Here is a 26,384-nt window from a genome sequence, read left to right as displayed (position 1 = left end):
GTGCAAAAAGTGAGATGTAAAACCTTGAAAAGTAAAACCTTAAAAACGAGTCTTCTGTTGGCGTTTATTGTTCTGATCGGACTGATCGGAGCAAACGCAGCGCTTTCGTCGGAAAAAGTTATTCTGGACTCGGACATGGTGGAGCTTTTCGACGACGGCGTGGCAATGCTCATGCTTGCCAATCACCCGAATATCGATCTTTTGGGCGTGACGGTCGTCGCGGGCAATCAGTGGCTTCAGGACGGGCTTTCCGCTGGCGTTCGACAGTTGGAACTCACCGGCTTGGAAGACATCCCCATTATAGCGGGAGCGCGCTGGCCCATGAGGACTGGTCGTTACCAGGCTGTTGCGCCCCTTGAAATCACGGGATTGGAGTGGTCTGGTTATGAGAGGACCCTCTTTGGAATGGGGGTATCTACGTATGCTGGAGCTTTTTCCTCGTGGGGACATAAGGAACCGGTCGACCCCTCCCCGGAACTGGGGTGGAAAACCGTTTACAAGACGAATTACGCTGAGGACCCTCAATATGATCTCAAAAAAGACGCACGAAAGGGTTTCAGCGGCAAGTATCAGCACGCCTCCGATTTCATCGTCGAGATGGTAAACAAATATCCTGGGGAAGTCATCATTGTCGCTATAGGTCCATGCACTAACCTTCAAATGGCGGTTATGCAAGATCCCACAATCGTGCCCAAGGTGAAAAAAGTCATCTATATGGGCGGGGCGGTCAACGTGGCTGGAAACACCACCCCGGCGGCGGAATTTAACTGGTGGTTCGACCCAGAGGCTGCTAGATTCGCTGTCCGCACTCCATGGGGAAAGACGGATTCTAAAGAAGATAAAATCACCCAATATGTTGTGCCTCTCGACGTGTGCGAAAAACTGCACTTTACCCCCAAAGAATATGAGAAGATCGTCAACCTGCCTGGCATAAACCCCGGCATCAAAGCTATGTTCGAGAAAAACTATGCCTCTTTCGCCGCCCCCAATTCTACGGAGGACTCTTACGTATGGGACGCCATCACCGCGGGCGTTCTAATCGGCGAGATCAATAACGATGACATCGTCTTGCCTTATGACGACGACCTGAGCAAAACTGGGTATTTTGATTGGTGGATCGATGTCAATGTCGATTATAACATCGACTACGGCAGGAGTCCCGGCTACAAGAACCTCGGTCCAGTGGGGACCCAGAAAGTTCGCGTCATCAACACCGTCAACGCGGAAAAGTTTTGGAATCTGGTCTATTCCGGACTTGATCCGACCTATGACGCAAATTCCGAAAAAACGCAAAGGTCCGCTGGGGGTGGCTGTTCCGCTGTTTCACTGGGAATATTGGGAGCGGCGCTTTGTCTGATGCCGATTTTCTTTAGAAAACGATAAGTTAGAAAATGCGAAGGAGGGCAATTAAAATGAAGAAAAGCTCTTCGTTATGTTTTTTGTCGGTCATTGTATTAATGTCAATGGCGACGGGAGTTTTTGCCGCTCCCAAGAAAGTCATCTTAGACTCGGACATGAGACCCGGATTTGACGACGGTGCCGCGATGGTCCTGTTGGCTGGCTACATGAAAGGAAACGAAGGCAAGATTGACTTATTGGGGGTCACTGTAGAGGCGGGCAACGAATCTCAGCCGAGGGGCTTCGCCCACGGAGTCCGTCAGCTGGAGATCATCAGGGCGAAAGATCTCACCCATACCGACGGCACCACAAAGGGAGTTCCCATTTACATGGGGACGCGTTATGGACTCAGGGCCGACCGTATGGATAAGGAAGTCATGAAAGCGGAGATGCAAATCACCGGACAGGTGACCTATCCCGGCTATTTTGGCTGGGTCACGAATTCACTCTACGAAGTGAACCCCAACAGAGACCCCATGCAACCTTGGCAGGAATTTTATAAAGGAACGGTCTCTAACGACACCAATTACGGCAAGTACGGCGTCGGCGACCCCACTTATCCCTATGCTTACTACCCTACCCAGAGGGACGGTTCTTCGCACGCGGACCCCGATGATATCGACAACGCCGTGGATTTTATCATCAAGGCAATCAATGACAACCCAAACAATGAAGTGACGATCTTAGCGATAGGACCACTCACGAATATTGCGCTGGCGCTCCGCAAAGACCCCTCCATAGCCGGGAAGGTGAAGGAGATCGTGTACATGGGAGGCTCCTTCTACATGAAGGGAAACTCTTCCGCCGTCGCGGAATTTAACTGGTGGGCGGATCCAGAAGCCGCTAAAATATGCGTGCGCACGCCGTGGGGAAATCAGGAGTCCGAGACGTTCAAGCAGTATGGAAACCAGATCATCGATGGTTTGGAGGCGGCAGTGTATCTGCAAGCGTTACCGACCTCGATAGACGCTAGCCCATCCGAAGATAATGCCAATTACAGCGAGGCGGAAATGACCTGGTTTGGACAGTCGCAGTACTTCTACGATGATCTTGTCCAACAGTGCCGTTTTTACCGAAGCCTTCCTACAGCTAGTGGCGCGTATGACGTTATAGCAGCCGCCTGGCTCATCGACCCGACTGTGGTAACCACATGGTATTCGTCCGTCAGCGAAAATCCTGTAACCACTCACCAGGATATAACAGGGTTGAAAGTCGATGTGGATTCCAATTACACTGTAAACTACGGGAGATCCATTCCTTACGCCATTCCAAGACAAGAAGGTCCGCTGGGGACACAGAAGGCCGCCATTATGGCGAACACGGACCCGGTGAAGTTCTGGAACGAAATCGTAGCGCCGGCTTTTAAGGACCCAACAAAAACGAAGGCGACTCCGTGGGTTCCAGAATCATAGATTTTTAAGACAAAATTCACGCCGAGAGGGGAAGACCCTCTCGGCTGTGGAAAAAAACATGGGCGTCGAAACGCACCAGTGACACAGCGAAGGGAACAAACGTATGCGCAGAATATTGAACATCGGTTCTATCAATATAGACTATGTTTACGACGTCCGGCATTTTGTGCAGCCCGGAGAGACCCTTTCGGCCACGGACCTGAATATTTTTCCTGGAGGCAAGGGCCTGAATCAATCTATCGCCCTCGCCCGCGCGGGAGCGTCGGTTTTTCACGCGGGCAAAACCGGCAGCGACGGGCGGGAGATGATCGAATTGATGAAACAAGCGGGGGTGAACGTGGACAGAGTGGACTCCTCCGGTAAAAACACGGGACACGCTATCATTCAGGTCGACAGTGAAGGCGAGAACTGCATCATCCTCTTTGGCGGCGCCAATAGCGAGATGGATCGTCCCTATATCGACAGCGCGTTTTCCGGCTTTGGAAAAAACGATTTCCTTGTGCTGCAGAACGAGGTGAACGAAATTGAGTACATGATAGAGTCGGCTGTTGCCGAAGGGCTTTACGTGGTCTTCAACCCCGCTCCCTTTGGCCCCGAGGTGACACGCTATCCTTTGGATCTCGTCGACTGCTTCGTGCTCAATGAAATAGAGGGGAACGGACTCTCTGGAAAGGAAAAACCGGAGGAAATCCTGGATGAAATGCGATCTCGCTTCCCAAAGGCCTCCATCGTTCTTACTTTGGGCAGCGACGGAGCCCTGTACAAAGACGCAAACACGACCCTACGCCATGGCGTATACGACGTGGAGGTCGTGGACACCACAGCCGCCGGAGATACTTTTTTAGGGTATTTCATCGCCTCTTTAGCTGCGGATAAAACCATTGACGAGGCGTTGCGCTTGGCGTCGATAGCGTCTTCCCTGGCTGTCTCCCGCAAAGGCGCGTCATCCTCCATTCCTATTCTGGACGAGGTTTTATCCGCTGGACTCAAGCCTGTCGCGTTGATAACACGGGAATATTGATTAGCCTAACCGACTAGCCTGATCGACTAGCCTGATCGACTGAAAAGAGTCGGTTCGACTAAAGCGCTTTTGGGGTGACTTGACAAGTGCGTGATAGCAGTCTAGAATCTTCCCACGTTAAGATAAAATACTTTAAGATAAAATAAAAATAGCGAAGGAGTGGCTTGCGATGGGTAAAAATCTATTCATTTTCTTCAAGTTTAGCCTCCTTCTCGTTATTATTATTTCGCTTATTCGCGGGTCCTCTGGTGGGGTTATCGGCGTTTGAGCGTCGTTGTTTAAAAAACTCCAAACCGGGACTCTGAAAAGGGTCCCGGTTTTTTTTGAGACAAGAGGCTGAAAGGAGGATAAAGAGGATCAAGAGGATAAAAGCGCCTTAAAAATCAAAAAATCCCCAAAATCGAAAACAGGAGGAATTTACAGTGTACAATAACGCAAAGTGGGGCGCGTGGGCGGTGGCTTTTGTGTGGTTTACCACACATTTTGGCGGCGGGTTCGCCAGTGGTCGGCAATTGGTGGATTTTTACGTTCAGTTCGGGTGGTACGCGATTTTTACGCCGATCATCTCCGCGGGGATCATTACGGCGGTTCTCTATTGCGCCTGGACCTTTTCCGTGAAAAACAAGGTCTACGACTACCGGAGCTGGAGCGTTGCCTACTATGAGCCGTTGGGACGGCTGAAACCCTTTTTCTCGTTCTGTATTGAAGTCATGTACCTGATCATCCTGCTTATGGCTACGGGCGTGGCCTTTTCTACAGGCGGTGAAACCCTGAAGCAGCTCGTTCCGAACCTGCCTTACAACGTGACGACGGTGGGCATCGCTCTGTTTATCTTTGCGCTGACGATTTGGGGAGCGGAGACGGTCCGCAAGGCCGCCACGTTTATGGCTATTCTGATCATTTCGGGTATGCTCGTCATCTATGTTTCTAACCTGGCCATGAATTTTTCGTCGCTCGTAGCGGTTGTCGAGACCATGCCCTCAGCCAACGGGGGGTTCTGGCCCGCGATGTGGCAGAGCGTCAAGTACGCCGGGCTGCAATGCTCCCTGATCGGGGCCTATACCGCCGTGGCCGACTCCCTGAGTACTCAGAAGGATGTGAAGAAGGCGACCCTCATCGGCTTCGTCGTCAACGCGGGTGTGCTGGTTCTGGCCTCCACGGGCGCGTTGAGCCATTACCCCACTATTCTGAACAAAGCGGAGATCCCCCTCCCTATCACGTACATCACTCAACACGGTGGGGGCGGCAGCGTCGGGATGGCTCTTTTCTCCATGGTTATGCTGCTGGCCGTCGTCTCGACGGGAGTCGGTTTGATCTACGGTGGAGCCCGGCGTATCTCGACCTGGTGGATGAAACGCGCTGGGGTGACGAGTTCGCGTAAAGTGGACGTCATCTCCTCAGCGGTGTACGTCGCGATTTCCTGGTACGTCGCGAGCTTCGGCCTGATTCCCCTGATCGCGCAGGGTTATGCCTGGGTGGGAGTCCTCTCGACGCCGCTCGTGGTCATCCCGATTCTTTTGACGGCAATGATCCGCAAAAGGCGCTCCACCGTGGAGGCCCTCGCGACGAGCCCTGCCCCGGAAGTGTAGCGTTACATTTTTTGAACATCAATACCAATTGGAGGTGTCATTTTTGGAGTTGGGAAAAACCTTGAAAATTGCTGTGTTGATCAAGCAGGTCCCCGCGACGGAACACGTCAAAATCAACCCGGAGACGGGGGTTATGGCGCGCGAGGGACTGGAGGTGGAGGTCAACCCCTTGGATCTGCACGCCATTGAAGAGGCCGTGCGAATCAAAGAAAAGCTCTCCGCGCGCGTGACCGTGGTCACTATGGGGCCCCCCGCCGCCGTGAAGGCCGCGCGCTACGCCATCGCCATGGGTTGCGACGAGGGCGTCGTAGTGACAGATCGGGCCTTTGCCGGCTCCGACACGTTGGCAACCGCTGGCATTCTGACCGAGACTTTGCGTAAACTGGGTGGCTTCGACCTGATTTTGGCGGGCGAGCGCGCTACGGACGGGGAAACGGGGCAGGTTGGCCCGGCCGTGGGGTCGCTTCTTGGAATCTCGGTTTTGACCTACGTCAGCAAGCTGGAGTTTCAGGATGATGGCGTTCTTGTCCAGCGCGCGGTGGAGGGCGGACACGAGCGCCTTTCGGCTCCCCTTCCCGCTCTTGCCGTTGTGGTCAAGGAAATCAACGTGCCGCGGCTGTGTACTTTGGGAGGGAAGCTGAGGGGTAAGAGGGCAACGATCCGAACGCTCTCCTTCGAAGATCTAGGGCTGTCCCGAGAGCACGTGGGACTCGCGGGGTCGCCGACGAAGGTCGTCAAGGTCGGTTATCCCCAAGTGACGCGCAAAGGACGCAAAGTGTCCGTAGCCAGTGACTTTGATGGTGCTATAGGGGAGTTTACACGATTTTTGGCGGATATGGGAGCGATCGGGACACCGGGGCTCTCCCCAAGCGGAGCGAAGGAGGCGCGTCGATGATGGCGGACGGCAAGGGCGAAGTTTGGACATTGGCGGAACTTCGGGATGGCAAGATTCACCCCGTCTCTTACGAGCTGCTCGCGTGGGGACGGAGCGTCGCGGACGCTCTGGGCGTTCCTCTCGCCAGCGTGGTTCTGGGCGAAAATCTGCCAGACGTTTCGCCCCTCTTCCAGCACGGAGCGGATAAAGTCTACCTAGCGGACGAACCGGGGCTGAAACACGGTCTTGTCGACGCTTGCGCGAGCACACTGGCGGACATGATCCAGGATTTTGGACCCCATGTGTTCATCGCGTCGGCGACCACCCGCGGCAGAAGCACCATGTCCTTGCTCTACGCAAGGCTGGGGTGTGGACTAACGGCCGACTGCACAGGGCTCTCCATCAAAGATGGCCTTTTGCTTCAAACGCGCCCTGCCATCGGAGGCAACGTTATGGCGGACATCATGACACCCGAACGCCGTCCCCAGATGTGCACGGTGCGCCCGAAGTCAAAAAAACCGTTAGCTCCTGACCCTTCGCGTAAAGGCGAGGTTATCCGGTATACCCCGAAGAAATCCGCGCTGGCGTCGGCCCTGACCTTTCTCGGATTCGACCCTGAGTCCCGGGTGGGACTGCCCATCCAGGACGCCGAAGTCATCATCGCTGGTGGGAAGGGGATGAAAGGAGCTAAAAATTTCGCGCTTCTGGACGAGCTGGCGCGGTTATTGGGCGGTTCCGTTGGGGCATCGCGAACCGCGGTGGATCTGGGGTGGGCGCCTCATTCCTCTCAGGTCGGACTCAGCGGGAAGTCAGTCACGCCCCGGCTGTACATCGCGTGTGGCATATCGGGTGCCGTACAGCATCTGGCGGGTATGAGCGGCTCGGAAAACGTCATCGCCATCAACACCGACTCGGAGGCCCCCATTTTCGGTGTCGCGGACTTCGGTCTAGTCGGCAGCGCGCTGGAGATTCTGCCGAGACTCATCGAGGACCTGAGGAAAATGCACCGAAAGGAGGTCCTGCAATGAACGCGTATGGTAAGGTTACGCCCGAAATCGTGGCCGAGCTGAGGGCGGCGATAGGAGAGAGAAATGTCGTTTTCGAGGACCGGGATGTCCTCGAAAACTACTCCTACGACACGGCGGGAAAGATCTTCGCCCACGACCCGGAGGCGGTCGTCCGGCCGGAGAGCGTTGAACACGTCAGCGCCGTCATGCGTATCGCCAGCCAATACAGCATCCCCGTCACCCCGCGTGCGGCGGGCAGTGGCATCGCAGGAGCGGCAATCCCCATTCACGGGGGAATCGTTCTCACTATCGAGAAGATGAACCGCATCCTCGAAATCGACCCCGTGAACCGGGTGGCGGTGGTGGAACCCGGTGTCGTCACTAACGATCTCTGCAAAGCCGTGGCGGAAAAAGGGTTTCTCTATGCCGGTTACCCCATGAGCACGGAGACCAGCTTCATCGGAGGCAACGTGGGCACCAACGCGGGTGGGGGAAAGGTTGTCCGTTATGGAAGCACGCGGCGTCACGTTCTGGGCCTGGAGGTGGTCCTTCCCTCTGGCACGGTGATCCAGTTGGGAGGAAAGTTCCGCAAAGACACCTGGGGTTATAGCTTACTGCAACTGATGGTTGGTTCGGAGGGAACGCTGGGGATCATCACGAAGGTCATCGTGAACCTGGAGCCTCTGCCGGGCAAAACCGTTAACCTGTTGGCAGCCTATCCCGACTTGGACTCCCTGGTTCTTACCGTCGCCGAAGTGGTGAAATCGGGAACGAAGATGATCTCCTGCGAGTTTTTCGACCGATTTTCGGCCAAGGTAACAACGGATTACGTGGGAACACCTCTGCCTTATCAAGACAGAACGGAGGGTTACCTGCTGATCCAGCTCGAAGGAAACAACGACGAAGAACTGGAAGCGGCTTACGAAAAAGTCGGAACCCTGTGCCTGGAGAAGGGAGCATTTGAGGTCTTCGTGGCGGAGAACCGCATTGATTCGTCCATGATTTGGAACGTGCGCCAAAATCTGGCGGAGGGGATGCGCGCTTACGATCCATACTGTTCTCTGTCCGGCGACCTTGTGGTGCCGCTTTCCTCGGTGCCGCAAATGATGAAAATAATCGAAGAAGTCTCGAAAAAGTGGAATGTCAAGGTGGGCAATCTGGGACATATCGCCGATGGGAACCTGCACCCCTTGGAGGTCAAACCCGACGGGATGCTGCCCGAAAAATGGGGAGTGTACGCGGAAGAGTACTTCCAAGAGTTGATCTCGGAATCGGTGAAACTTGGAGGGGTTGGAAGCGGGGAGCATGGGGTCGGATTTTTGAAGCTGCCGGCGCTTCTATCTACCAAAACCTCCGAGGAGGCCGCCATCCATCGCGCCATCAAGCTGGCCTTCGACCCGCAAGAAATCCTCAATCCCGGAAAGCTGGTCCGCCAAGAGAACTAACAAGAGAACTAATAAGAGAACTAACAAGAAAACTAACCAAAGGCTTGGAAAATTGAAATTCAGGCCAAAGAAGCGGCCGTTTATTATTTGGACGGCCGTCTTTTCACATCACTTTTTCACATCACTTTTTCGCATCACTATGAAGATTCGAGAGAGTCTAGACCGAACGGGCTCCGTCCCCCTGAGCTTGAACAATACCATATTTTAAGTTAGCGGTTATAACGCAATTCTCAACAACGCAATGCCGTCGCGCGTTGTATAATAGCCCAATGACTTTTAAAATGTTGAAATCGCATGGAGTGCTGAAAAGTGAGGAAAAAGGACACAGATACTAAAAGCGGGCATGATTGCGATCCGGTCCAGAGTTCTCAACGTCCAAGAACCTCCGTGCTTCTTCTTGTAGGCGTGTGTGCACTGCATCTGGCGATATGGTTATACTTGCTCCAAGAAATTTTCGAGGGAAAGAAATGGCCGACTTTTATTCTGTTCGCGTTAGCGGTAGCTTGCCTGGCGTGGTGCGTTTTGTTCGTCTGGAAAGAGAACAAGAAAGCGCGCTCAGAGCGCGCCAAAGAGAACGCCGCTCACGCTCAGCAACTTCAACAGCTTCGCGATATGTTTCATTCTTTGTCCTGCGCTCGAAACCGCGAGCAGCTTTTGGAAAGAATACTGGAGTATCTCAAAAACACGATACCTAACTCTGCCTGCGCTGTTTATTTTATCACCAACGACCAAAACAGAATTTTGAACTTGAATCGCTTGACTTGTTACGAACCGAAAAATCTTCCTGTTCCCGACAGAGTTGCGGTCATAGACGTGGTGAACCAAAAAATCCCCTTTACGACCTGTCTGGAAAACGGCCTGAGAACAAGGCTACTTTCTACGTTGTCCGGTCGGTTGCAGAGTGTCGGGGCGGTAGACCTTTACAAACCGGAAGGCTTCTCGCCCGATGAATTTGAGTTGTTCCAGTCCTTGATCGACTACGCGTCGACCTTGTGGGCCCTTTATGAATCTCTGGCCACGTGGGAAGAAGAAGCTTTCATCGACCCTCTGACCGGACTGGGGAACCGACGTTACATCATGCGTCGCCTGCAAGAGGAAAATGAGCGTATCAAACGCTACGGAGGAAACGCCTGCCTGGCCATGGGAGACATGGGAAATCTCAAACACGTCAACGACGACTACGGCCATACCAAAGGAGACGAGGTCCTGGCGCGAGCGGCCGCAACCATTCAAAAAAGTTTGCGCGTCACCGATGTCGTGGGGCGTTATGGAGGGGATGAGTTCGTGCTTCTGTTGCCGAATATCATCAAGTCCGACGCCAACATGGTGGTCGACCGCGTCAATGCCGCGCTAAAGAACCTACGGATCCAAAGCGACGACGCTGACCCCGAAAGTCCGCCGATAGAAGTCGTCATGGATTTCGGGATCGCGCTTTTCCCCGGCGACGCTCCCACCCTCATGGATATTATCAACCAGGCAGACGAGGTCATGTACGCCAACAAAACAGCGAGAAAAGAGGAAATGGAAGAGAAGTATTGCGCTCAACACTAGAGTAAATCAAGAGTAAATCAAGAGTAAATCAAGAGTAAAAGCCTTAAATCAAGAGAAAAAGCCTCAAATTGGTATAGCTTAAAACAAATAATTCGCTATGTTTAGTGCTGTCGTTTTTAAGTTGATTAACTCCATTGAACGCGAGATTTACAAAAACTGAGCAGGAGGGTAGTATATTTTAAAAAATCTAGCCAGACAGGAGGGAAAGAGATGTTCGTGTTTGTGGTCTCGTTCTTCACATATTTACTCCTCTCCTGGTCAGGGAGCATGAGCATACAAGAAGTGACGATCGCGTTTTTTCTGGCGGTCGCTGTTTCATTTATGGCAAGCTCGCCTCAGACCAGCTTTTGGAGTATGAGAGGACTCAATCCTCGAAAATGGTGGCTTTTTTTGCGGTACGTTTTCGGTCCCTTCGCTGTGGGATTGGCGATGGCGAACGTGGACGTGGCTAAACGAGTGATCACGGGGGAAATCAATCCGGGCATCGTCAAGTTCAATCCGAGGCTCAAAACAGAGATGGGACGCACGATGCTAGCGAACTCTATCACGCTGACGCCGGGAACCTTGACGGTGGATATCGACGAAGAGGGGATGTTTTATATCCATGCCATCAATCTCACGTCTCCGACCCCTACGGAACAGGATATCTGCGGAACGTTCGGACAATGGGTGAGGAGGATAGTGGAATGAACCTGAGCCAATACCTTTTTGTGGGAACAGCCTGGCTGATGGCCGTTTTAATCGTGGCCTTAGTCGGGCGGCTGATCGCCGGACCCACGACGCCGGACCGTCTGATCGCCTTGGACACGGTCAACACTCTGGTGTCGGGGATCATGCTGTTGCTGGGGGCGGTGTACGACTCTGTCGTGATGGTGGACGTGGCGATCGTGTATATGGCGCTTTCCTTCGTGAGCACTCTCTACTTCGCGCGCCATCTGGAAGGGGGGCTTTGAGTGCTGCTGGGTCTTTTGGTGGGGGTTTGTCTTTTGATCAGCCTTGTTTTTAACTGTCTGGGAGTCATCTCCCTCTATCGCTTCCCGGATGTCTATACGCGCCTTCATGGGGCCACCAAATGTTCCACCTTTGGGACGCTTTTCGCCGTCTTCGGTCTGTTGCTTTACTCTCTGATTCGTTTTCTGGCGGAAGAGGGGACGGAAGGAGACCGCTTTCTGGTCCTTTTTATCCACACCGTGATAGCGGTCGTTGTGCTTTTGATCTCCAACCCCACGGGAGCTCACGCCTTGGCGCGAGCCGCGCACCGGTCCGGCGTTCTGCCCCATCCGGCCGTGGTGGATAGCCTCGAAGAAACGGAAAAACGCAAAGGAGGAGTGGCGGCATGAATCCCAGTCTACACGCTCCTGTTCTGATCATGCTCTTTCTATCGGCTTTCCTGGCGCTCTGGTTCCGCAATTTGGTCCACTCCATTATCGCGCTGGGCGTTTTCAGCCTCGTGTTGGCGTTGGAGTTTTATATTTTGAGGGCACCTGATGTGGCCATCGCGGAGGCCGGCATCGGAGCGGGGCTCTCGACGACGATCTTCATCATCACGCTTCGGGCCTGTGGCGTGGGTGTGTCCAAGAAATACGGCAAGGGGGAAAAGCGATGAAGAAAATGATTTTTATTGTGGGAGCCATTGTTCTGGGAGGGTTGCTCTGTGGCATGTTTGAAGCGATCCATCCCTTCGGGGTACCCGAGCAGACGGAGATGGACGAGTATTTTCTGCTTCATGCCCTGTCCGACAGGTCCGCGCAGAACGTGGTCACATCAATGGTTTTCGATTTCAGGGGTTTTGATACTTTAGGGGAGGCCGCGGTGCTCTTTACGGCCCTAAGTTCCATCAGCGCCCTCTTCCGGGATGGAGGCAAGCACGAATGAAACCTTTATCCGTAATCGTTCTGTCGGTTTGCGATATTTTCGCGTGGTTTATGATCGTCTTCGGCGTTTACGTGATTAACAACGGGCACAACACTCCGGGAGGCGGCTTCCAAGGGGGAGCTATTGTTGCCACGTTCCTGAGCTTTATACTGGTAGCGCGTGGCGGAAAACGCTTCGTCTCCTGGGTTCGGAAGGGGATCTACACGTTTTTGGAGTTCGTGGGACTTGTGGCCTTTTTCATTTTCGGCTGCCTCGGGTTTCCCAATTCGTTCTTTTTCAACTCCGTGGCCATACCCTATGGAGCGAAACCCCTGTCCGAGTGGATTCCCCACTGTGGAACAATCTCGCTGATGAACGTCGCCGTGGGATTCGAGGTCGTGGGGGCTTTGTCATTGGTTATCGTTCACATGTACGGTAGCATCCGAATGATCGACACGGGTGCCGGGATGGGAGGGGAGCGCGGCCATGACCGATTCGATCGTTAATCCCCTGGACATTGTGGGGAACTCCGCCTACGTTCTCGTCGCTCTGCTGATCATCATGGCGCTTTACTCAGTTTTGACTCAGAAAAATCTAATTAAGATCTGCATCTCCATAGCGGTGCTGGGGTCCTCGGTAAACCTTTTCCTGGTGCTCCTGGGTTATCGTCAGGGAGGAAATATCCCTATCTACTACCTCAAGGGTCAGGGAGAAGCCATGGTCTTGCCCACGCCTCAGTGCCTGACCCTGACGGCCATTGTTATCGCCCTCGCGACAACGGCTTTGATGCTTTCCCTCGTGATTTTGATCCATAAGCATTACGGGACTATGGACGTCGATGAAATCAGGAGGTTGCGAGGATGAACCTGCGCGAACACTTTCCGGCGTTTCTCGTCATGGTTCCTCTGTTGGGGGCTTTTCTGACGCCCTTCGTGGTGTCTTTTGGAAAAACGGCGCGCAACGTGTTTTTCGTAGTTTTCATGGCCGTCATTTTGTTTTTGGGTTTTTCCCTGTGTTTGGAGACATTCGGCGGGCAGGTGCTCGTCTATGTCATGGGGGGAGAGCACTTTACCCTAACTTTGCCTTCTGGGATGAGCTACCCCGTCCGCATTATGTTCGAGATCGACGCCTTCGGCTCGCTTCTGATTCTCTGCATTTCCCTCGCCGCTTTCGCGGGCGCCGTCTTTTCGCTCAACTACATGGATCGCTTTTCCGGCTGGAAGCGCTTCATGTCCCTTTATTTCCTCATGACCACGGGAGCTTTGGGCATGTGCGCCACAGGGGACCTCTTCAACTTTTTCGTGTTCGTCGAGATTTCCTCCATCGCTTCTTTCGGTTTGATCGCCTTCTGGCGTGACAAACCGGAGACTATCGAGGCCAGTTTTAAGTACATGCTGGTCTCCCAGATCGCGGCGATGTTGCTTCTGATCGCCATCGGTGCCCTTTACGGGAAGTACAACGCTGTGAACATGGCGGCTCTGTCGAACATGATGCGCTTCGGCACATTGGAACGCGTCGTTCTGGCCCTGATCATCTCCGTCTTGGCCTTCAAGTGCGGCGCGTTTCCCATGCACGCCTGGATGCCCGATTCCTACGCCGAGGCCCCCAGCGGGGTGACCTGCCTCCTAGTGACGGTGAGTCAGGCCTCCTTCTACGCCCTGATCCGTATCTGCTATTCGATTTTTCCCGGCCTGGCGGGCGGTGGGACGGTGGGTTGGATCTTGATCGTTTTGGGTTGCATGTCCATGTTTTTCGGGGTCATGATGGCCGTAGTGCAACACGAGATCAAACGCCTGATGGGATATCACTCGATCTCCCAGGTGGGCTACATGCTTTTGGCTATGGGTGTCGGCCTTCTCGCCCTGGGTAGTTCGGAGGACATGGCGGCTTACGGTTTCACCGCCGTCAAGGGAGGAATATTCCACGTCATGAATTACTCCCTTTATAAAGGACTGCTCTTCTTGTGCGCAGGAGCGCTGTATTACGCTACGGGAACCCGGGACCTGAACAAGATGGGCGGCCTGGTGCGAAACATGCCTTATACCGCGGGAATGTTCGCCGTGGCGGCCGCGGCCATCTCCGGTCTTCCCCCTTTTAACGGCTTCGTCTCCAAGTGGATGATCTACGAATCCAGCTTCGCCATACATCCCCTATTGTCCGCCATCGCCATGATCACCTCCGTGCTGACCCTGGCGTCTTTCGCGAAGGTCTTCCAGTCGGCGTTCCTGGGGCCGGCCAAGGCCAAGTTCGTCGCCGTCCAGGAAGCCCCTTACGGTATGCTCACGGGAATGGCGCTTCTCACGGTGATGATCCTCCTGATCACCCTTTTCCCCGGCTGGTTCAACCACAACCTTTTTGAGAACGCGGCTAGAGCCTTACTGGATCAGCAGGGTTATGTCCGTGCCGTGATGGGAGGGATGTAGAGATGTGGAATCAGTTAGAGACGGGGTTCGGCTATTGGAACGTTTTCGTCTGGCTTTTCTTTTTTCTGATTGTCTCCGGTTTTGTGCTGTGGGTCCGCTCCTTGGGGCGGATGGACTACAAGCGCAATACGGACCAAGACGAGATCTACCTGTCCGGCAACGAGGTTCCTGAGGACGGAGCCGCTATTTCTGTGCCGGCTTCCTCGTCTTATTGGGGTTTTCGCGTCGCCATGGAGCCGCTGTACAGGCTTCTGGACCGATTTCATAGTGGGAACGCCTCCGACTACGCCGGGTATTTCGTCGTAACCACGGCTTTGATCGGGCTTTTGATTCTTTTGTAGAAGAGAAGGCAGGAGGCGAAGGATAATGAAATTTTTTGACATGCTCAAAGTACTGCCCAAGTCGCTGTGGGTGACCACATGCAACTCAGGGTCCTGCAACGGATGCGACATCGAGATTGTGGCTACCATCAGTCCCCGATACGACATTGAGCGTTTCGGCATGAAGCTGGTGGGGACACCGCGCCACGCGGATGTTTTGATCGTGACAGGCCCCGTGACGAAGTTTATGCACTCAAAACTCCTGCGTATCTACAACCAGATGCCGGACCCCAAAGTGGTGGTTGTGGTGGGGAACTGCGGTTGTTCCGGTGATGTTTTTTACAAGTCCTACAGCCTGGACGGCCCCGTGGACAATATCATTCCCGTCGACGTTTACGTGCATGGGTGCCCGCCTCGCCCAGAGGCTATTATCGAGGGCGTTGCCAAGGCCGTTTTGAAGCTGGAGGCATTGGACAAGGCAGGAGAGCCTCAGGGCGAAGACGTCGGAGATTCGGTTCTGGAAAGGGTGGCGCTATGACGTCCAAATTCGGAAAATCCGCGATAGCGTACAGCGTTTTGATTGACGCACTCAAGGCAAAGTTTGGAGACGACATCGTGCGACTGGAGGTTCACGAGCGCAAGGCTGGAGCTGCGAATGAAATCCAGGGTCACGACCTGTGGGTGGAAGTTGCCCGAACGGCGTTTCGCCCCTTCCTAGAGGAGCTGTTCACCTACGACTTTGTGAACTTTCACGTTATCTCCGGGGATGACATGGGGAGCGGTGCGAAGGACAACGTAGCGCTCAACTATCATTTTTCCCTTTTCCAAAGAACGAAAAAGGGCAGAATCGGGGTTTCCATCACAGTCCAGGTACCGAAGAGCGACCTTTCCATGCCCTCGATGCACGATCTTCTTCCAGGGTCGGAGTACAGTGAGCGCGAAATCCGAGAGATGTTCGGCGTGGACTTCGTGGGACTTCCCAACAAAGCCCTGGTCTTTCTCCCGGAGGACTGGAACGAGGAGATCAAGCCCTGGCGGCGTGACGCGACTGGCCCAGCTCCTGAAATCGTTCGGGAATTGAGCTAGGCAGGGAGGAGGTATACAATGTCGACTACTTACACAATACCCGTCGGTCCCGTGCACGTGGGCTTGAAAGAGCCGGTGACGGCCTGGTTGGAGCTGGATGGCGAGCGCATCATGGGCGCCAAAGTGCGCCCCGGTGCCATACACCGCGGAATCGAGTTCATGGCCCGCGAGCGTAGTCCCATTCAGGTGATCTATCTGTCGGAACGCATCTGCGGAATCTGCTCCTTCAGCCACGCCCTATGCTTCATTCGCGCGGTGGAGGACCTGGCAAACCTGAGCGTTCCAGCGCGGGGTCAGTACATCCGAACTTTGGTGCTGGAGTTGGAGCGACTTCATTCCCACCTTTTGTGGTCCGGGGTTGCCTGCTATACCATCGGCTTCGACTCCGCGTTCCACTTGGGGATGCAGCTTCGCGAGCGCGTCATGGATATTCTGGAGTTGCTCACGGGTAACCGCGTCAACTACGGCGTGGCGACCTTCGGAGGCGTTCGCTGGGACGTGACTCCCGAACTGGCGAAGGCCACGCGGGAGATGATTCGTTATTACCGCCGAGAGTTTACCCCCTTCCGGGAGATTGTTATGGAAGACCCTGTGGCTCATGCCCGGATGAGGAACGTGGGCGTGCTGAGTCGAGACGACGCCGTCCGGTACAGCGCCACCGGGCCCACGGCTCGGGCTAGCGGGCTGAGAGTGGACCTCCGCAAAAATTCTCCTTATGAGGCTTACGCGGATATTCCCGTGGAGCCTGTCGTTCCTCAGGACTATTTCGGGAAGACTCACGGAGATGTGCTGGATCGCTTTGCCGTCCGCGTGCTGGAGGTCTATCAGTCTCTGGACATTATGGAAAAAGTGCTGGACGGTCTGCCTGAGGGATCATTCGTCGCGGAACCCAACCTCAACAAGGTGCTGGCTTCGTTGAAAAAGGCCGAGGGAACGGGGTGGGGCATCATTGAGGCCCCGCGAGGGGACAACACCCACATCGTTCGCCTGAAGGGTGGAGACGATAATGTTTTCTGGTGGAAAGTGCGGGCTCCGACCTACGCCAACGCGGTTTCTTGGCCCCTGATGTTCTGTGGAAACGAGCTGGCCGACGCGCCTCTGATCATCAACAGCATCGACCCCTGCATATCCTGCATGGAACGTATGTTGGTCACGAACGGCAATGGAGACTCTGGGATCGTCACATCTGGGATCATCACAAAGGAAGAGCTGGTAGGACGTTGCCGCCAGAAGACCTTTGACATACAGGCCCGGGGATTGGGAGGGACGGAAAGATGACCGCTATTTTCACGTTGTTTTTGAAGATCTTCGCTGGGGTGGCGTTAATGGCGCTGGTTGTGGTTTTGGCCCTTCTCTTTGAGGGAGCGGACCGGATCGTTCACGCCAAGATGCAGCGGCGCGTAGGACCTCCTCTATTTCAGCCGATCTACGACATCCTGAAACTGATGGGTAAAGAGAATATCGTTCCTCGGCGAGCGGCGCGTTTCTTTTTTGGGCTGGCTCCTTGGCTGACCCTGGTCGTTAGCTTGATGGTTTTTCTCTACATCCCGACCGGCTCTTTTCCTGCCGTCTTGGGAACCGAGGGCGACATGATCTTGGTGATCTATCTTTTGGCTATGGGTGGGCTCACCTTGGCCCTGGGGGGATTTGCCAGTGGCAACCCTATTGCCAACATCGGAGCCGGGCGCGAGATCACTCTAATGATGAGTTATGAGTTCCCCCTGGCTATCGTGATTTCGACCCTGGCTTGGGTAGCCTATAGGTCGGGGATGCCCGGCTCTCCCTTCAGCCTGGAGACTTTCGCCGCCATGTCGATTTGGAAGGTCGTGGGCAAAATAGGGACTTTCGGCCTGTTCTGCCTGTTCCTCTCTCTGGTCTTTGTGGTGCCCGGTGAAACGGGCAAGGGCCCTATGGATATCCCGGAGGCCAAGACGGAGATTTTGGACGGCTTGATCATCGAGTACAGTGGTGTGAATTTGGCTTTGCTAAAGGTCTCCTTCGCCCTGCGCCCTTTCGCGATTGCGGCCTTCGTCACGGTACTTTTCGTTCCCGTCTCCTTCTCCAGCCTGTTGGGCGTGGGGGGGTTCATTATAGCGATCTTCGACTTCCTGTTTTTTTGGATCAAGGTGTTCGCCATTCAGATGGTTTTCGTGACGTGGATGCGCACGGCTTTCGGCCGCCTCAAGATTTGGCAGGCCTCGCAGTTTTACATCGTGAAAGTCGCTGGGCTCTCCATCGCGGGGATGCTCCTGCTTTCCATCGACGTGTTGGTACGGTAGCAGGTCCCAAATGATCACGCGCATATTATTCCAGCTCTGGAGTCAGTTGTGTTCAAAGCCCTTTACAAACCTCTTCCCCGCCGCGCATATGCCGCCCTCTTTGACCGCGGTCCTGTCCGATCCGGCGAATCCGCCGAAGTCGCCGATTCCCGTGGGCGCACGTTTCCGGGGCCAGCTCGACTACAATCGCGCCAAGTGCATCGGGTGCAGACTCTGCGTCAAGGTTTGCCCGGCCAACGCCACGGACTACCTGCCGGAGGAGAAGAAAATCATTATTCACAACGACCGCTGTTGTTTCTGCGCTCAATGCACGGAGATCTGCCCCGTAAAATGTCTTTCCATGTCGGGGACGTATATGATCTCCTCCTATAAGCGAAAACAGAACATCACCACGGACACCGGTCCGGCCACGGCAAAGGCCTAACGTCTATTCGGAAAAACACCACAAAGCCAGTCAAAAAGGTTAAAAAAATCACAAAACACGCAAAACACAAAGAATACAAAGAAGGAGAGAGTTTGGAGGGGGGACCTCGCAAACTCTCTCCTTCTTTTTTGGGGGTGTTAAAAACGCCTGAACAAGAGGGGGCGTTATCTTTAAGCGACTTATTTATCGCATATTTGTTTGTTGATAGAAACATTCTATCTCAAATTTTAAACCTGTCAAGGGGTTGAAACAAGATTAACGTCAAAAATCATCAAGGATTTCCAAGTGCCTTTTATAATTTTAAATGCGGATAAAATCTGGACTGTAATAAGATGGATATTTTCTATTGACATGATTCTTCTTAGCATTTATCATGTTCGTTAGATCAAACATGAAAAATTTTCTGTTTTTTTCTTTTGTTTCTTTGTTCGATGCTTTTAAAGTTAAGGGATGAATAATAGGTGAATAATAGGTGAGTGATAGGTGAGTGATAGGTGGATGAAGAAGGGTATGCACATGATGCGAGCGTTTATGAGCTTGATCAAAGAAAAGGACACCGGCGAGTACATTGAGTCTCTGCTGACCTATTTTGCCGCTCCTACCATCCAGGGTCTAAAACCGGGAAGCCTGATCAACCTCCGGCGTGGGGGAGATGACGGCATCGTAGCGGCATGGTGTTCCAGAAAAGAGGAATTGCTTCGCAAGTTTCGGGTGGAGGCCCTCGCCCTTTCCTCTCGGGTCATGCCCAACGACAGCGCGATGCTTCTCATGCTCTACAAAAAAGGCCATTTAGCCCGCGCGCTTTTTTCAGAAAAAGCCGTGAGTATTTTGAACCCTTTGGGTTATGAGAAGTGTATTCCTTGTGTGGATGCCTGCCTGGAGCGCCTAAAGGCGCGTTTTATGGAGACACGGGAAATGAGGGAGAGGTTTCTGTTTCCCCACGAGATAGGGCTTTTCCTGGGCTATCCTCCAGAGGATGTTGAGGGGTTTATCCGCGACAAAGGCAAAAGCCCGTTGGCCGTCGGGTATTGGAAAGTGTATGGTAACGTTCGGCGGGCGCGTAGGACGTTTCGGATTTTCAGGAGAGCAGAGCATCGAGCTGTACGGTCGATAATCCGTCGGGAGCAGTCCTTGCTATAGCTTAAACGCTTACAGTTTAATTATTATTTTGTTAAAACACCATAAATCACTTTAAGGAGGATCTCGCATGTCTAAAGTAATCGTCGTTTATTGGTCGGGTACGGGGAATACGGAGAAGGTGGCGGAGTTGATCGCGAAAGGAGCGCTGGACAAGGGCGCGTCAGTGGTAAAGAAAACCGTCGGCGAGGCTACTGTGGCCGAGTTGGCGGACTACGACATCATCGCGTTTGGATCACCGTCCATGGGTGTAGAGACCATCGAAGAGGCCGAAATGGAACCATTTTTCTCCAACGCAGTGCCAACGCTCAAGGGCAAAAAGGTAGCTATTTTTGGATCTTATGGCTGGGGTGACGGAGAGTGGCTTCGGGCATGGGCGACCCGTGTTCGAGACGCGGGAGCGCAATTGATAGGAGAGGGGCTTGCCGTCCATGAGACGCCCGACGACGCCAGCTCCAGCAAGTGCATCGCCTACGGGGAGGAAATCGCGGCTTCCTGAGAGAGTAACTTTAATCCGGGAATAGAAGTCGAGGGGCGCCACCAGGGGTCCCTTTAAATTTTGTGTGCCCAGGAGACGGAATGCGGCTACAGATATTTCATCACTATGGGGAGCAAATATCGAAATAAGGACAGCGTCAAATATCCACCAAAGGCGATGATCTGCAGGAAGGCCAGCGCCCGGCAGCTTATAATATACCTTACTATATTTAGGTTATATACTTTTTTTGTTACACTTTTAAGTTTTACGGATCACTAAAAGCCGCAAGTTTTCCCCTTCTGCTATACTGTGGGAATTAAAAAATTCAGAAGGAGTTGAGAAATATGCAAGAAAAAGGCAGAGAGTCGTTAGGGAGTCGCTTAGGTTTTATCTTTTTGTCTGCTGGTTGTGCTATAGGTCTAGGGAACGTCTGGCGTTTTCCCTATATTACCGGCCGCTTCGGAGGGGGGGCCTTTGTACTGATCTATCTTGCTTTCCTCTTATGCCTGGCCATGCCCGTCATGGTCATGGAGTTCGCGGTAGGGCGCGGCTCGAAGCAGAGTGTTATCGGCTCATTTAGAGCGTTGCAGCCGAAAGGAACATCTTGGTCTATTTTTGGCTATTTCGGGCTGGCCGGAAACTATATTCTGATGATGTTTTACACCACCGTCACGGGTTGGATGTTGGCGTACACGTGGTATAACCTGACAGGGAGCTTGGAGGGTCTGACGGCCGATCAGGTAGGTGTGTTTTTCGGTTCGATGCTCAAGGATCCTTGGGGGTTATCTTTCTGGCTCGTCCTCGCGGTGGGGTTGGGGTCACTGATCTGTGCCAGAGGGCTTCAAAAAGGGGTGGAGCGAGCCACGAAGGTAATGATGTGCGGTCTGTTGGTCATCGTGTTCCTCCTTGCCGTCCGCTCGGTCACTCTGCCCGGGGCGGAGAAGGGCCTCGACTTTTATTTGAAACCCGACCTCGGAAGACTTCTCGAAAACGGTGTCTGGAATACTGTTTACGCCGCGCTGGGGCAGGCGTTTTTTACCCTGAGCTTGGGAATTGGAAGCATGGCGATATTCGGAAGCTACATTGACCGCAATCGAACTCTGCTGGGTGAGTCCATTATCATCACATCACTCGACACCTTCGTGGCCCTTTTCGCGGGGCTCATCATCTTTCCCGCGTGCTTCGCCTACGGCATCGAGCCTGGCGCTGGGCCGGGGCTGATCTTCGTCACCTTGCCGACCATGTTTAACAACATGCCTCAGGGACGCCTGTGGAGCGTCCTCTTCTTCCTGTTCATGAGTTTTGCGGCCATGACTACGGTGGTGGCGGTCTTCGAGCTTCTCATCGCCAGTTCTATGGACGCTTGGGGCTGGAACCGCAAGAAAGCCAGCGTGTTCAACTTCTTCGCCATTTTCATTCTCTCGTTGCCTTGCGTGTTCGGTTTCAATATTTGGTCGAGCTTCATGCCTATGGGCGAGGGCTCCATGGTGCTGGACCTGGAGGACTTCATCGTCAGCAACAACCTCCTGCCTCTGGGCGCCATCGTCTATCTGCTGTTTTGCTGTTCCCGCTACGGCTGGGGCTGGGATAACTTCGTGACCGAGGCCAACGCGGGAAAGGGTGCGAAGATTCCTCAGGCGTTGCGCGCCTATGTAACCTATGTTATTCCCTGCGCGGTCGCCATTATTTTCATTTTCGGCTACATTGAGAAATTCTTCTAGTAAAGAACCTACAGAAGACAGGAAAAACCATTGGGGGGCGGCAATCCCCCCAATGGAGAGAAGTGTGGAAACTGTATTCAGGAGGGGTTTGCATTTTAGTTTTGACAAATTTAATATTGAATGTTAAATATGTTAATACAAGGCGACCCATTCGATATGCCTTTTATTCCCACAGAAAGTTATCGCGCGGCACGTAAGAACACCGCCTCGAAAATGATGACAGGGGAGAAAATATGGGATGCCATTATACAAGGCTCGATATCTCTGAAGCCCTTAAAGCTGCTACAATAAAGGTGAACTGCGGCCTCCATTTTATTTTTACAGGGACTGGCAGGGAAATGAAATTGACTTGCTCATTCTGGAAAACGGCGCGTTCTATCCTGTCGAAATTAAAAAAACCGCAACCCCGCGCAAAGAAGACATCGCGTCCTTTGTTCAGTTTGATCAGTGCGCCAGCATAAAGCGCGAGCCAGGTGCTTTGGTGTGTACGTTTTAGTGTGTACGTATGGAGAATTGCTTCCGCTGGACGGAGCGAACTGGATATTTCCCATCGGCTGCCTCTGAATCTTTGGAGTTTGCGTAGCGCTCTGGTGGCCGAAGCTCTGGCAGCGATTCGAGCGGCACCTTATACGAGACAGATGATACAATGATGGCCATGAATACTGAGACGTGCTGCGGGCGTGTGGGAGAATATCGAGCTTTTCTAATGATTTGACATGAGAAGCTCCTGCCGACAAAGGATGGAAAACATGCTATTAACAATAACGTACCAGGGCAAAAACGCGACAGACCTGGGATATCTGCTTCACAAGAACCCCAATCGTCCGCAGAAATTCGAACTCAGTTACGGGCTCGCTTATGTTTTTTACCCTGAAGCGTCCGATGAGCGATGTACCGCCGCCCTCCTGCTCGACATCGACCCCATCGACCTGGCGAAGGGCAAGGAAGGGACGAGGGGCGGAGGCTTGTTCGATTACGTCAACGACCGTCCTTATGTCAGTTCGTCTTTTATGAGCACGACAATAGCGCGTGTTTTTGGCACGGCGCTCACCGGACGGTGCGACAAAAAAACGGAACTCGCCTCTTCCCAGCACGATCTGGAGGCGACACTATCGGCGTTGCCCTGCCGCGGCGACGTCGAAATGATCGACCGCATTTTCGCGCCCCTCGGTTATGAAGTCCATTATTCAAAAGAACCGCTCGACGAAAAATTCCCGGAGTGGGGAGAGGGGTGTTACGTGAATCTCTCGCTTTCCGGCCGGTGTCTCTTGAAGGATCTCCTCGCTCATCTCTATGTTCTTATACCGGTGTTCGACCGCAGAAAACACTATTGGGTCGGCGTGGACGAGATAGACAAATTGTTGGAAAAAGGAACAGGTTGGCTGGAAAATCATCCTAAACGGGATTTCATCGTTCAGCGTTATTTGGCGAGCCGAAAACACCTAACGCGGATGGCGATGGAACGCCTCGACAACGACGAGTCGGGCGCGACAGAAGAAGTGGACGAAGTAGACGAAAAAATAGACGAAGTAGACAAAAAAGTAGATAAAGTAGACAAAAAAGCGGACCTGAAACCGGAGGTCAAGAAAAATTTGAATACCAGACGCCTCGAAACGGTGGTTGCGACGTTGCTGTCAAATGGCGCGTCCACCGTCCTCGATCTGGGGTGCGGAGAGGGGAACTTACTGCGTCTGCTTCTGCGCGAAAAATCCTTTGCCCGCGTCGCCGGCACGGACGCGTCGATTTTTGCGCTCGAAAAGGCGAAACGGCGTCTCCATGTCGAAAAAATGCCCGAAAAAACCGCTTCGAGATTCGCGCTCTTCCAGGGATCGCTGACTTACCGGGACGAACGTTTTGCGGGATATGACGCCGCGACCTGCATCGAGGTTATCGAGCACATCGACAAAAATCGCTTCGGCGCCTTCGAGGATGTATTGTTTGTGCACGCGCGCCCGCGGATCGTCGTCATCACGACACCGAACATCGAGTACAACGAAAAATTCGAATTTTTTATTACACCTTTACGCCACCGCGACCACCGGTTCGAGTGGACGCGCGAGGAGTTTCACACGTGGGGCAGCGAAACCGCGAGGCGGAACGGTTACGAAGTCACGTTCAGCGATATCGGGGACGTCGATGAAGAACTCGGAACCCAGACACAGATGGGAGTTTTCGTAAAATGCGAATAGACATACCGAACCTGTCGGTGGTGGCGCTGGTGGGGGCGTCTGGGAGCGGGAAATCGACTTTTGCCTCTCGTTTTTTTAAACAGACGGAAATTTTGAGTTCCGACTTTTTCCGCGCTATGGTTTCCGACGACGAAGCCAATCAAAAAGCGACGAAAGACGCGTTCGACGTGCTCTATTATGTAGCTGGCAAGCGGCTAAACGCGGGGAAAATTGTCGTCATCGACGCGACGAACGTGCAAAAAGAGGCGCGGAAAGCCCTGCTCGAACTTGCGCGGGAACAGGACGTCCATGCCGTCGCCATCGTGCTCGATTTCCCGGAGTCACTTTGCCAGGAGCGAAACAAAGCGAACCCGGCGCGTAATTATCCGCCCCACGTCATCCGCAGCCACATGCGTTCACTCCGTCAGTCGCTGAAACACCTGCGTAAAGAGGGGTTTCGTCACGTCCATGTCCTAAAATCCCCCGAAGAACTCGAAAACCTCGAAATCGTGCGCGTTCCATTGTGGACCGACAAGCGCGACCAGCGAGGGCCATTCGATATCATCGGCGACATTCACGGCTGTTTCGACGAGTTGTGTGAACTCCTGACCAAATTGGGCTACACCGTGGACGCGCGAAATTATTCCGCTTCCTGGGAGGGAGACCCCATCCGCACGGCGCCTGCACGCAGGGTCATTTTCCTCGGCGACCTCTGCGATCGGGGTCCGAAAAACGTCGAGACGCTGCGGTTGGTCATGAACATGACCCGCGCGGGGTCGGCAATTTGCGTTCCCGGAAACCACGACGTCAAGTTATTGAAATACCTCAACGATTCCAGCGTAGCGGCTACCCACGGCCTCGACGTCACCATTGCGGCGTTCGAAAACGAAACACCGGCGTTTCGCGAGGCTGTGAAAGAATTTTTGAACGGCCTCGTCAGCCACTACGTACTCGACGGCGGGAAACTTGTCGTCGCGCACGCCGGTGTGCGCGAGAAATTCCAGGGCCGGGCGTCTGGACGTGTTCGGGCATTCTGTCTCTACGGCGAAACAACGGGCGAACGGGACGAATTTGGTCTGCCGGAGCGTATCGACTGGGCAGAGGATTACCGCGGTCAGGCTGCCGTGGTCTACGGACACATCGCTTTGGAAGAAGTTCGGGCGTTGAACAACACGTTTTGCATCGATACAGGCTGCGTTTTTGGAGGGCGTTTGACGGCCATGCGCTGGCCGGAGAAAGAATTTGTCGGCGTCGAGGCGGCGCGCGAATATTATACGCCCCTCCGACCGCTTTCACCGGTTTTCGAAGATCGCGGTTATTCCCTCGACGCGAAAGACGTTATGGGGAAACGCCGTATCGAAACGAGTTTGCATGGCCGTATTCTCGTTATGGAAGAAAATTCTCTCGCAGCGTTTGAAATCATGAGCCGCTTCGCGGCGGATCCGAGATGGCTCATTTATCTTCCGCCCACAATGTCTCCTTGCGCGACAAGCCCGTTGGACGATTATCTGGAGCAACCAACCGAGGCGTTCGCGTACTTTCAGGCGAACGGTGTGGAAACCGTCATATGCGAGGAAAAACACATGGGCAGCCGCGCCGTGATCGTTCTTTGCCGCGACGAGAAAACGGCTCGTTCTCGATTCGGAGTGGACGACGGTTCGCGAGGTATCGTCTACTCCCGCACCGGCAGGCATTTTTTCGACGCGTCAAACGAAGATCGTGAGGGCAAATTACTCGCGCGTTTAGGCGACATTTTAAACGTCACTCGTTTCTGGGAGGATTTTTCGACGGATTGGGTCTGCCTTGACACCGAGCTGATGCCGTGGTCCGCAAAGGCGCAGAAATTGCTCTCCGAGCAATACGCCGCGACTGGAGAAGCCGGGCGTCTCGGATTGTCCACAGCCGTCAAAGCCCTCGAAGAGGCGAACACAAGAGGGGCCGAGCCCTTCGAAGTCAAAGAAAACACGTCAGGGTTGAACGTCGACCTCGGTGGACTCTTAAAAAAATATAAAGAGCGCGACGAGGCCCTAGGGCGCTACACCGAAGCGTATCGGCGCTATTGCTGGCCGTCGCCCTCGCTGGATGACCTTCGCGTCGCGCCGTTTCACATTTTAGCGACGGAAGGCCACGTGTGGAAAGACGCGAGTCACGCTGAACATATACACGCCGTTGAAAAATATATCGCCGGGCGCGACCC

28 protein-coding genes are annotated in these 26,384 nt (G+C 53.7%); all 28 read left to right on the top strand.

From position 1 onward, the window contains the following. Positions 1–9: 9 nt before the first annotated feature. The gene (locus LBJ36_09555) at positions 10–1,383 is read left to right on the top strand and encodes a nucleoside hydrolase (GenBank protein ID MDR1379277.1); all 1,374 of its coding nucleotides are present in this window, start codon (positions 10–12) and stop codon (positions 1,381–1,383) included. A 29-nt stretch (positions 1,384–1,412) separates the two neighbouring features. Then, a complete protein-coding gene (locus tag LBJ36_09550) occupies positions 1,413–2,810 on the top strand; it encodes a nucleoside hydrolase (GenBank protein MDR1379276.1) in 1,398 nt (465 codons plus the stop codon). Between the two features lie 103 nt (positions 2,811–2,913). After that, positions 2,914–3,831, top strand: coding sequence for a ribokinase (locus tag LBJ36_09545; protein ID MDR1379275.1), 918 nt, complete (start codon positions 2,914–2,916; stop codon positions 3,829–3,831). Positions 3,832–4,253: 422 nt separating this feature from the next. Further along, a complete protein-coding gene (locus LBJ36_09540; GenBank protein ID MDR1379274.1) occupies positions 4,254–5,420 on the top strand; it encodes a hypothetical protein in 1,167 nt (388 codons plus the stop codon). 43 nt (positions 5,421–5,463) lie between these two features. Further along, a complete protein-coding gene (locus tag LBJ36_09535) occupies positions 5,464–6,315 on the top strand; it encodes an electron transfer flavoprotein subunit beta/FixA family protein (GenBank protein ID MDR1379273.1) in 852 nt (283 codons plus the stop codon). Next, a complete protein-coding gene (locus tag LBJ36_09530; GenBank protein MDR1379272.1) occupies positions 6,312–7,322 on the top strand; it encodes an electron transfer flavoprotein subunit alpha/FixB family protein in 1,011 nt (336 codons plus the stop codon). The genes LBJ36_09535 and LBJ36_09530 overlap by 4 nt, the downstream gene beginning before the upstream one ends. Continuing rightward, positions 7,319–8,746, top strand: a complete 1,428-nt coding sequence (locus LBJ36_09525) for an FAD-binding oxidoreductase (GenBank protein MDR1379271.1) — start codon at positions 7,319–7,321, stop codon at positions 8,744–8,746. The genes LBJ36_09530 and LBJ36_09525 overlap by 4 nt, the downstream gene beginning before the upstream one ends. 309 nt (positions 8,747–9,055) lie before the next feature. Further along, positions 9,056–10,297, top strand: a complete 1,242-nt coding sequence (locus tag LBJ36_09520; protein ID MDR1379270.1) for a GGDEF domain-containing protein — start codon at positions 9,056–9,058, stop codon at positions 10,295–10,297. A 210-nt stretch (positions 10,298–10,507) separates the two neighbouring features. Then, the gene (locus LBJ36_09515; GenBank protein MDR1379269.1) at positions 10,508–10,987 is read left to right on the top strand and encodes a Na+/H+ antiporter subunit E; all 480 of its coding nucleotides are present in this window, start codon (positions 10,508–10,510) and stop codon (positions 10,985–10,987) included. After that, positions 10,984–11,250 carry a cation:proton antiporter gene (locus tag LBJ36_09510; protein ID MDR1379268.1) on the top strand — a complete coding sequence of 89 codons (267 nt, stop codon included), beginning with the start codon at positions 10,984–10,986 and terminating at the stop codon, positions 11,248–11,250. Before LBJ36_09515 ends, LBJ36_09510 begins: the two co-directional genes overlap by 4 nt. Beyond that, positions 11,251–11,637: a monovalent cation/H(+) antiporter subunit G gene (gene mnhG / locus LBJ36_09505; protein MDR1379267.1), complete on the top strand. Its 387-nt coding sequence runs from the start codon at positions 11,251–11,253 to the stop codon at positions 11,635–11,637. Beyond that, a complete protein-coding gene (locus LBJ36_09500) occupies positions 11,634–11,903 on the top strand; it encodes a DUF4040 domain-containing protein (GenBank protein MDR1379266.1) in 270 nt (89 codons plus the stop codon). The genes mnhG and LBJ36_09500 overlap by 4 nt, the downstream gene beginning before the upstream one ends. Then, complete coding sequence (locus LBJ36_09495; protein MDR1379265.1) at positions 11,900–12,172, top strand: hypothetical protein; 273 nt, start codon at positions 11,900–11,902, stop codon at positions 12,170–12,172. Before LBJ36_09500 ends, LBJ36_09495 begins: the two co-directional genes overlap by 4 nt. Beyond that, on the top strand, positions 12,169–12,657 hold the full coding sequence (locus LBJ36_09490) for a sodium:proton antiporter (protein ID MDR1379264.1): 489 nt from the start codon (positions 12,169–12,171) through the stop codon (positions 12,655–12,657). The genes LBJ36_09495 and LBJ36_09490 overlap by 4 nt, the downstream gene beginning before the upstream one ends. Further along, a complete protein-coding gene (locus LBJ36_09485; protein MDR1379263.1) occupies positions 12,638–13,015 on the top strand; it encodes a cation:proton antiporter subunit C in 378 nt (125 codons plus the stop codon). Before LBJ36_09490 ends, LBJ36_09485 begins: the two co-directional genes overlap by 20 nt. Then, positions 13,012–14,574 (top strand): NADH:ubiquinone oxidoreductase, encoded by a 1,563-nt coding sequence (locus LBJ36_09480; GenBank protein MDR1379262.1) that lies wholly within the window; start codon positions 13,012–13,014, stop codon positions 14,572–14,574. Before LBJ36_09485 ends, LBJ36_09480 begins: the two co-directional genes overlap by 4 nt. Positions 14,575–14,576: 2 nt before the next feature. Next, on the top strand, positions 14,577–14,915 hold the full coding sequence (locus LBJ36_09475; protein ID MDR1379261.1) for a hydrogenase: 339 nt from the start codon (positions 14,577–14,579) through the stop codon (positions 14,913–14,915). Between the two features lie 25 nt (positions 14,916–14,940). After that, entirely contained in the window at positions 14,941–15,432 is a 492-nt protein-coding gene (locus LBJ36_09470) for an NADH-quinone oxidoreductase subunit B family protein (protein ID MDR1379260.1), read from the top strand. Then, positions 15,429–15,980, top strand: coding sequence for an NADH-quinone oxidoreductase subunit C (locus LBJ36_09465; protein ID MDR1379259.1), 552 nt, complete (start codon positions 15,429–15,431; stop codon positions 15,978–15,980). The genes LBJ36_09470 and LBJ36_09465 overlap by 4 nt, the downstream gene beginning before the upstream one ends. 18 nt (positions 15,981–15,998) lie before the next feature. Then, positions 15,999–17,258, top strand: coding sequence for a nickel-dependent hydrogenase large subunit (locus LBJ36_09460; protein MDR1379258.1), 1,260 nt, complete (start codon positions 15,999–16,001; stop codon positions 17,256–17,258). Continuing rightward, entirely contained in the window at positions 17,255–18,259 is a 1,005-nt protein-coding gene (locus LBJ36_09455) for an NADH-quinone oxidoreductase subunit H (GenBank protein MDR1379257.1), read from the top strand. The genes LBJ36_09460 and LBJ36_09455 overlap by 4 nt, the downstream gene beginning before the upstream one ends. Positions 18,260–18,269: 10 nt before the next feature. Beyond that, the gene (locus LBJ36_09450) at positions 18,270–18,683 is read left to right on the top strand and encodes a 4Fe-4S binding protein (protein ID MDR1379256.1); all 414 of its coding nucleotides are present in this window, start codon (positions 18,270–18,272) and stop codon (positions 18,681–18,683) included. A 483-nt stretch (positions 18,684–19,166) separates the two neighbouring features. After that, the gene (locus tag LBJ36_09445) at positions 19,167–19,823 is read left to right on the top strand and encodes a DUF3793 family protein (GenBank protein MDR1379255.1); all 657 of its coding nucleotides are present in this window, start codon (positions 19,167–19,169) and stop codon (positions 19,821–19,823) included. Between the two features lie 67 nt (positions 19,824–19,890). Next, positions 19,891–20,319, top strand: coding sequence for a flavodoxin (locus LBJ36_09440; protein ID MDR1379254.1), 429 nt, complete (start codon positions 19,891–19,893; stop codon positions 20,317–20,319). Positions 20,320–20,642: 323 nt separating this feature from the next. Beyond that, positions 20,643–22,019: a sodium-dependent transporter gene (locus LBJ36_09435; GenBank protein MDR1379253.1), complete on the top strand. Its 1,377-nt coding sequence runs from the start codon at positions 20,643–20,645 to the stop codon at positions 22,017–22,019. Between the two features lie 497 nt (positions 22,020–22,516). Further along, the gene (locus tag LBJ36_09430; GenBank protein MDR1379252.1) at positions 22,517–22,669 is read left to right on the top strand and encodes a hypothetical protein; all 153 of its coding nucleotides are present in this window, start codon (positions 22,517–22,519) and stop codon (positions 22,667–22,669) included. Positions 22,670–22,768: 99 nt separating this feature from the next. Next, a complete protein-coding gene (locus tag LBJ36_09425) occupies positions 22,769–24,208 on the top strand; it encodes a 3' terminal RNA ribose 2'-O-methyltransferase Hen1 (protein ID MDR1379251.1) in 1,440 nt (479 codons plus the stop codon). Further along, positions 24,199–26,384 (top strand): polynucleotide kinase-phosphatase (locus tag LBJ36_09420; protein MDR1379250.1); only part of this gene is annotated, 2,186 nt, incomplete at its 3' end. The genes LBJ36_09425 and LBJ36_09420, both read left to right, overlap by 10 nt.

Source organism: Synergistaceae bacterium (assembly GCA_031267575.1).
Taxonomy (GTDB): Bacteria; Synergistota; Synergistia; order Synergistales; family Aminobacteriaceae; genus JAIRYN01.
Note: the sequence above shows the minus strand (reverse complement) of the source record. Positions and strands in the feature narration are given on the sequence as shown.

Coding starts and splice junctions, on each gene's coding strand:
- LBJ36_09550 (MDR1379276.1), top strand. CDS start 1,413: ATGAAGAAAAGCTCTTCGTTATGTTTTTTGTCGGTCATTGTATTAATG.
- LBJ36_09545 (MDR1379275.1), top strand. CDS start 2,914: ATGCGCAGAATATTGAACATCGGTTCTATCAATATAGACTATGTTTAC.
- LBJ36_09530 (MDR1379272.1), top strand. CDS start 6,312: ATGATGGCGGACGGCAAGGGCGAAGTTTGGACATTGGCGGAACTTCGG.
- LBJ36_09525 (MDR1379271.1), top strand. CDS start 7,319: ATGAACGCGTATGGTAAGGTTACGCCCGAAATCGTGGCCGAGCTGAGG.
- LBJ36_09515 (MDR1379269.1), top strand. CDS start 10,508: ATGTTCGTGTTTGTGGTCTCGTTCTTCACATATTTACTCCTCTCCTGG.
- LBJ36_09510 (MDR1379268.1), top strand. CDS start 10,984: ATGAACCTGAGCCAATACCTTTTTGTGGGAACAGCCTGGCTGATGGCC.
- LBJ36_09500 (MDR1379266.1), top strand. CDS start 11,634: ATGAATCCCAGTCTACACGCTCCTGTTCTGATCATGCTCTTTCTATCG.
- LBJ36_09495 (MDR1379265.1), top strand. CDS start 11,900: ATGAAGAAAATGATTTTTATTGTGGGAGCCATTGTTCTGGGAGGGTTG.
- LBJ36_09490 (MDR1379264.1), top strand. CDS start 12,169: ATGAAACCTTTATCCGTAATCGTTCTGTCGGTTTGCGATATTTTCGCG.
- LBJ36_09485 (MDR1379263.1), top strand. CDS start 12,638: ATGACCGATTCGATCGTTAATCCCCTGGACATTGTGGGGAACTCCGCC.
- LBJ36_09480 (MDR1379262.1), top strand. CDS start 13,012: ATGAACCTGCGCGAACACTTTCCGGCGTTTCTCGTCATGGTTCCTCTG.
- LBJ36_09475 (MDR1379261.1), top strand. CDS start 14,577: ATGTGGAATCAGTTAGAGACGGGGTTCGGCTATTGGAACGTTTTCGTC.
- LBJ36_09470 (MDR1379260.1), top strand. CDS start 14,941: ATGAAATTTTTTGACATGCTCAAAGTACTGCCCAAGTCGCTGTGGGTG.
- LBJ36_09465 (MDR1379259.1), top strand. CDS start 15,429: ATGACGTCCAAATTCGGAAAATCCGCGATAGCGTACAGCGTTTTGATT.
- LBJ36_09460 (MDR1379258.1), top strand. CDS start 15,999: ATGTCGACTACTTACACAATACCCGTCGGTCCCGTGCACGTGGGCTTG.
- LBJ36_09455 (MDR1379257.1), top strand. CDS start 17,255: ATGACCGCTATTTTCACGTTGTTTTTGAAGATCTTCGCTGGGGTGGCG.
- LBJ36_09450 (MDR1379256.1), top strand. CDS start 18,270: ATGATCACGCGCATATTATTCCAGCTCTGGAGTCAGTTGTGTTCAAAG.
- LBJ36_09440 (MDR1379254.1), top strand. CDS start 19,891: ATGTCTAAAGTAATCGTCGTTTATTGGTCGGGTACGGGGAATACGGAG.
- LBJ36_09435 (MDR1379253.1), top strand. CDS start 20,643: ATGCAAGAAAAAGGCAGAGAGTCGTTAGGGAGTCGCTTAGGTTTTATC.
- LBJ36_09425 (MDR1379251.1), top strand. CDS start 22,769: ATGCTATTAACAATAACGTACCAGGGCAAAAACGCGACAGACCTGGGA.